Annotated in this window: 6 protein-coding genes; 5 read left to right on the forward strand and 1 reads right to left on the reverse strand. The window is 66.9% G+C overall.

Annotated features, from left to right (window positions below; all coding sequences use genetic code 11):
- Positions 1-247 precede the first annotated feature (247 nt).
- Positions 248-850, forward strand: a complete 603-nt coding sequence (locus AB7O82_RS36485; protein ID WP_428545651.1) for an anthranilate synthase component II — start codon at positions 248-250, stop codon at positions 848-850.
- Between the two features lie 84 nt (positions 851-934).
- On the opposite strand, the gene AB7O82_RS36490 is transcribed toward AB7O82_RS36485, so the two are convergent.
- Complete coding sequence (locus tag AB7O82_RS36490; protein WP_428621728.1) at positions 935-2,308, reverse strand: FAD/NAD(P)-binding protein; 1,374 nt, start codon at positions 2,306-2,308, stop codon at positions 935-937.
- A 135-nt stretch (positions 2,309-2,443) separates the two neighbouring features.
- On the opposite strand from AB7O82_RS36490, the gene AB7O82_RS36495 reads away from it, so the two are divergent.
- The 4 genes from AB7O82_RS36495 to AB7O82_RS36510 are packed head-to-tail and all read left to right on the forward strand — an operon-like array spanning position 2,444 to position 5,962.
- On the forward strand, positions 2,444-3,562 hold the full coding sequence (locus AB7O82_RS36495; RefSeq protein ID WP_428545645.1) for an ABC transporter substrate-binding protein: 1,119 nt from the start codon (positions 2,444-2,446) through the stop codon (positions 3,560-3,562).
- A 2-nt stretch (positions 3,563-3,564) separates the two neighbouring features.
- Positions 3,565-4,389: an ABC transporter ATP-binding protein gene (locus AB7O82_RS36500; RefSeq protein ID WP_428545642.1), complete on the forward strand. Its 825-nt coding sequence runs from the start codon at positions 3,565-3,567 to the stop codon at positions 4,387-4,389.
- A complete protein-coding gene (locus AB7O82_RS36505; RefSeq protein ID WP_428545639.1) occupies positions 4,389-5,153 on the forward strand; it encodes an ABC transporter permease in 765 nt (254 codons plus the stop codon). The genes AB7O82_RS36500 and AB7O82_RS36505 overlap by 1 nt, the downstream gene beginning before the upstream one ends.
- On the forward strand, positions 5,150-5,962 hold the full coding sequence (locus AB7O82_RS36510; protein WP_428545636.1) for an ABC transporter permease: 813 nt from the start codon (positions 5,150-5,152) through the stop codon (positions 5,960-5,962). The genes AB7O82_RS36505 and AB7O82_RS36510 overlap by 4 nt, the downstream gene beginning before the upstream one ends.
- Positions 5,963-6,112 lie beyond the last annotated feature (150 nt).

The following is a 6,112-nucleotide window of genomic DNA, read 5'->3' on the forward strand; positions in this document are numbered from 1 at the left end:
CGTAAAACTCCCCCGATGGCTTGCCCTGCCGCTCGCAGTGCGTCACACCATGTCCTCCCCGGCTTTGCCGGGGAGGTGTCGCCGTCACACGGCGACGGAGGGGTCGTCATCTTGGACCGCGGGCGTCCCGCCCGCTCATGCTGCATGAACATGAGCGGGCGGGACGCCCACGGTCCAGAAGAGCATGACCCCCCGTCGCCGTATGACGGCGACACCTCCCCAGCTCCGCTGGGAGGAGATCGGAATCATGCTGCTGCTCATCGATAACTACGACAGCTTCACCTACAACCTCGTCCACTTCCTGGGCGATCTCGGCGCGCGCTGCGTCGTCCACCGCAACGACCAGATCACCGTCGACGAAGCGCTGGCGCTGAAGCCCGCCGGCATCGTGCTCTCGCCCGGTCCCTGCACGCCCAACGAGGCCGGCATCTGCATGTCGCTGGTCGAGGCCGCGGCGCGCACCCATGTCCCCTTGTTCGGCGTCTGCCTCGGCCATCAGGCGATCGGCCAGGTGTTCGGCGGCAAGGTGGTGCGTGCGCCGATGCCGATGCATGGCAAGCTGTCGGCGATCGAGCATCGCGGGCAAAGCGTGTTCGAGGACGTCCCCTCGCCGTTCCGCGCGACGCGCTATCACTCGCTGGTCGTCGATCGCGCGGGTTTTCCGAAGGATCTCGAGGTGACGGCGGAGACCGGCGAGATCGTCATGGGCCTGCGCCATCGCACCCTGCCGATCCACGGCGTGCAGTTCCATCCCGAGAGCATTGCCTCGGAGCACGGCCACAAGATCCTCGAGAACTTCCTCCGGATCGCCGGCGACCATCCCTCGCAGCAGGGCAAGAAGGCGGCTTGAAGCTCATCCTCTTCCGGACCGCGGGCGTCTCGCTCGCTCAAGTTCATGAGCGGGCGGGACGCCCGCGGTCCGGAAGAGCATGACTCACCCCTGCGCGATACGAGTCCAGTCCAATTCGACCTGCTTCACGTCGTAGGCCTTGAGCGACTCCCAGTGGCGCTGCAGGTCGCCGGCGAACAGGCCGCGGGTCACTGCGGCAGCCACCTTGGGCACGGCGGTGGTCATGGCGTTGATACTGCTGCCGGACGGCCCGAAGCTCATGGTCGAGCCGATGCCGAACAGGTGGATGTCGGCCAGCCATGGCGCCTCGCCCGGCGTGCGCTCCAGGAAGGCATAGTCGGGGCCGAGATACGGATAGGCGCCGAGCTGCTCGTCCTCCTCGCCGGGCGGCGGCGTGTAGCGATGGCGCCACAGCGCGATCTTGTCGGCGAAGCCCGCCAGCTCGGGCCGCCGACCGACATCCTGATGGATGCCAGTGCCGCAGATGACGTAGTCGGCATGAAACGGCCCACGCGGCGTGTCGAGGCGGATGCGTCCGTCCTCCATGCGCGCGTCCGTCCACGGCCGGCCGACATGCATGGTGAATTGCGGGAACGCCATCGCCCGCTTGTAGGTGTCGGCGGGAAAGCCTTCGCGGGCGCGCAGGATGGTGCCGACCAGGCGCCAGCGCCATTCGTCGGGCATCTCCCCGATGTGCTTCAGAAACCCGGCGAAGGTCAGCCAGCGATAGCGCTGCACCACGCCGGGCTCCGTCCGACGGCAGAACAGATGCGCTTCCGCGCCATGCTCCAGCGCCACCGAGGCATTGTCCATCGCCGAGGCGCCGGCGCCCAGCACGGCGACGACCTTCCCGCGCAGCCGATCGAAATCGATGATCTCGCAGGTGTGCGCCCGCCGGTCGGCCGGCAGCGCGCGCACAAAGTCGGGCATCCACCATTCGCCGGTGCCGTCCTGGCCCGTCGCCAGCACCAGCTTGCGAGCGGCCAGCACCTCGCCGCCGGCAAGCGTCACCAGCAGGCAGCGGCCGCCGTCGTCGAGCTCGCCCGGTGCAATGGCGACCGCCTCGGCGTCGTTGCGCACCGGCAAATCCAGGACGCGCCGATACCATTGCAGGTAATCATGCCATGCCTGGCTGGGAATCAGGCCGAGGCCGGCAAAGGCGCCGGCACCCTGCGTGGCGTCGTACCAGGCTTCGAAGGTCAGGCTGGAAATCCCGAGATCGGGACCCGTCTGATCCTTCGGGCTGCGCAGCGTCGGCATGCGCGCGAAGGTGACCCACGGTCCCTCTCGTCCGGCTGGCGCACGATCGATCACCAGAAGGTTGCTCACGCGATCGCGCATCAGGGCAAAGGCAATGGCGAGGCCGGATTGCCCGGCGCCGACGATCAGCGCATCGAGTGCCGGCCTGCCCCGGAACATCCGCGGCTTCATCCATTCCATGCGGGGATGTGCGGTCATCTCGATATCGCGGCGAACGCGGGCGTCGAGCGCCGCAAGGTCACTGGCTGTCATAGTCCCTGAGATCAGCAAGTCATATGCCATTGGCATGCATGTTGCGTCGCAGATTACCTGAATTCTCGACCAGGGGGTGACATGCGCAAAGCCAACAAGGGAACCGACCTCTCGCCGCGCAACAGCCTGTCGCGCCGCACCTTGATTGCCGGCGCCGGTGCACTCGCCGCCGCAGGCGGCGCTGCCTTCGCGCCGAAGACGGTCTTCGCGCAGAAGAGGGTGAGCGTGAAGTACACGCTGGGCTGGCTGCCCGAGGGCGCCAACATCTGGTCCTACGCCGCCAAGCAGTTCTGGTCCAAGGCCGGCATCGACGTCGTCATCGAGAAAGGTACCGGCTCCGCCGCGGCCACCCAGGCGATCGCCCAGGGCAAGTACGAGTTCGGCATTCCGGCCGCGCCCAACTCGATCCAGCAGGCGATCAAGGGGTTGCCGCTCCTGTCGCTCGGGTGCTTCAACTACGACACCACGATGGGCGTTGCAGTGCGGCCGGAGTCGCCGATCAAGGCGCCGGCCGACCTCAAGGGCAAGAAGGTTGGCTCGACCCTGACCTCCGGCGAGTACCCGTTCCTGCCGACCTTCCTGAAGAATGCCGGGCTCACCATGGCCGACATCCAGTCGGTGGCGCTCGACAACAAGGTGCGCGAGGTCGCGCTGATCGACAAGCAGTGCGACGCCATCACCTGCTTCGTCGCCAGTGCGCTGCCCAAGATCATGGCCGCCGGCATCAATCCGCGGGTCTTCCTCTACAGCCGGTTCGGCCTGCCCTTCTACGCCCACTCGCTCACCACGACCTCGGCGTTCTTCACCAAGGAGAAGGCCTTGTGCGAAGCCATGGCGATGGGCCTGTCCGAAGGCGTGAAGTTCGCCCTGCTCAATCCGGCGGAGACGATCGAGATCCTGTTCAAGGAGGTTCCCGAGCTGAAGCTCGCCTCGACCGCCAAGGATCAGGTCGCGATCGGCATGGGGGTGTGGGCCGCCAACTATGCCTCGAAGGAAGCGATGGACAAGGGCATCGGTTACGCCGATCCGGCGGTCTACGCCAAGATGACCGAGCTGGTGTTCGAGAACGCGTCGGCGCCCGGCGACAAGAAGCCCGATCCGGCCTCACTCTATACCAACGAGTTCGTCGGCAGGCTCAAGCTCTCCGACGCCGAATGGACCAAGGCCAAGGCCGCCTCGGCCAAGTACGCCCTGGGTTGAACGTGACGGCAACAGCAATCCGCGCGATCCAGCCGCCGCCTGCACCGTCGAGTGCGGCGGACTACGTCGCCATCGATCGCGTGCGCAAGGTCTACGGTGCCGGCACGCGCCAGCAGGTCGAGGCGGTCGCAACGAGCACGTTCTCGATCAAGGCCGGCGAGTTCGTCGCCCTGCTGGGGCCGTCCGGCTGCGGCAAGAGCACCTTGCTGATGATGATCGCCGGGCTCGATCTCCCGAGCGAGGGCAGCATCGCCGTTGCCGGCCGGCCGCTCGCGGCACCGCGCGCGCAAACCGGCATCATGTTCCAGGACCCCACCCTGCTGCCGTGGAAAAGCGCGCTCGACAACGTGCTGTTTCCCTTCCAGGTGGCGACTCGGCCGACCGACGAGGGGACGCGCGGGCGGGCGATGGCCCTGCTCGACCGGGTCGGCCTCGAGGGATTTCATCATCACAAGCCCGGCCAGCTCTCGGGCGGCATGCGCCAGCGCGTCGCCATCTGCCGCGCGCTGGTGTACGACCCCGACCTCCTGCTCATGGACGAACCGTTCAGCGCGCTCGATGCCATCACGCGCGACGAGATGAATCTCGTGCTCATGAAAATGTGGGAGGAGGAACAGCATCGCACCGCGCTTTTCGTCACTCACTCGATCCGCGAGGCCGTCTATCTCGCCGACCGAGTCCTGGTGATGAGCCGGCGGCCCGGTCGCATCGTCGAGGACATACGAATCCCGTTTGCCCGGCCGCGCGGGCTCGAGATCGGCGAGACCATCGACTTCAATCGCATCTGCGGCCATCTGCGCGGCAAGATCGATCATCGGTCCCATTGATGCTCGCCGCGGCCGTCGACCGCCTGCGCCCCATCGCCCTGCCGACCGCGTTCGGCGCCGGGTTGCTGCTTGCCTGGCAGGTCGCCGTCGCCCTGTTCGACTATCCCAAGGTGATTCTGCCCGCGCCGTCGGACATTGCCCTGGCGCTGCATGCCGACCTGCCGACCATCTGGCAGCAGGCCATCCCCACGGTGCGCGACACCCTGGCCGGCTTCGCCCTCGCCGCCGTGTGCGGCGTCGGCCTGGCATCCCTGCTGAGCTTCAGCCGCCTCTTGCGCGACGCGCTCTATCCGCTGATCGTGGTGATCCAGCTTGTCCCGAAGATTGCCTGGACGCCGCTCTTCATCGTCTGGGTCGGCATCGGCTGGCAGTCGCGGCTCACCGTCGCCACCTTCATCGCCTTCTTTCCGATCTTCATCGCCATGATGGCCGGTCTCGACTCGACCGACCGCTCGCTCGTGCGGCTGTGCCGCGGCCTCACGGCGACGCCGTGGCGGACTTTCTGGCTGGTCCGCCTGCCCGCCTCGATGCCCTACCTCTTTTCCGGTCTCAAGATCGCCATCACGCTCGCCGTCATCGGTGTGATCGTGGCCGAGTTCATCTCCTCCTCCGAAGGGCTGGGCTTCCTGATCCTGAAGAGCGCAGCGCTGCTGCGCACCGACCTCATCCTGGCCAACATCGCCGTCCTGTGCGCCATCGGCCTCGCGAGCTACGGACTCGTCCACGCCGGGGAGATGGCCGTCCGTCGGTGGCAAGGCGGATGACCGACATCGGCCTCAGGCTGGCTCGCGTCGAGAGCCTCGATCTCTCCGCTCTCGGCAGGACGGCGATCCGGCTGGTGGCCCCACCCATGCTCGCCGCCCTGCTGCTGCTTGGCGGTTGGGAGGCGCTGAGCCGCGCGGGTGCCCTCAGTGCACGGCTGCTGCCGGCGCCCAGCCTGGTATTCGACACCCTCGTCCGCTCGCTCGGCGTGCTGCTCGAGCAGGCGCAGCCGACCTTCTGGGGCGCCGTGCTCGGCATCCTCCTGGCGGCCGCCCTCGGGATCGTGCTCGGCGCCGCCGTGTCCTACTCGCGCACTCTGATGCAGGCGGTCTATCCCACCGTCGTCTTCTTCCAGCTGATCCCCAAGGTGGCGCTGGCGCCGGTATTCCTGCTGTGGTTCGGCACCGGCTTCAGTGCCAACGTGATCTTCTCGGTCTTCATCGCCTTCTTCCCGGTTGTCGTGGCGACGATCGCCGGGCTGCAGGCCGCACCGCCCGCCTACGAGAGGCTGTGCCGCAGCCTGATGATGTCCAGGGCGCAGAGGTTTCTCACGGTCAAGTTCCCGTTCGCCCTGCCGCACATCTTCAATGGACTGCGCATCGGCGTGACCTTTGCCGTGATCGGCGTCGTGCTCGGCGAGTTCATCACCGCGCAGACCGGCCTCGGCTACATCATCCTGTTCTCGGCCAACAATTTCGAGACGGCGCTGCTGCTCGCCGCGATCCTGCTCTTGTGCGGCGTCGGCATCGTACTCTTCACCTTCTTCCTGGCGTTGGAGAAGATCGTCATGCGGCTCTACGACAGCCGGTAGTCTCTGCCTCCCCACGCTGCGCGTGGGGAGGACTTCCTACCCGTGGTCAAGTGGACATTGCCTCGTTTTGGGGGACGATGTGAAGGTGAGTGAGGGTGCATTGTCGCCCGGCGCGCGGAAGTGTGCCGGCGTGCTCGCGACCGTCAAGGA

This window comes from Reyranella sp., assembly GCF_050185545.1.
Lineage (GTDB): Bacteria > Pseudomonadota > Alphaproteobacteria > Reyranellales > Reyranellaceae > Reyranella.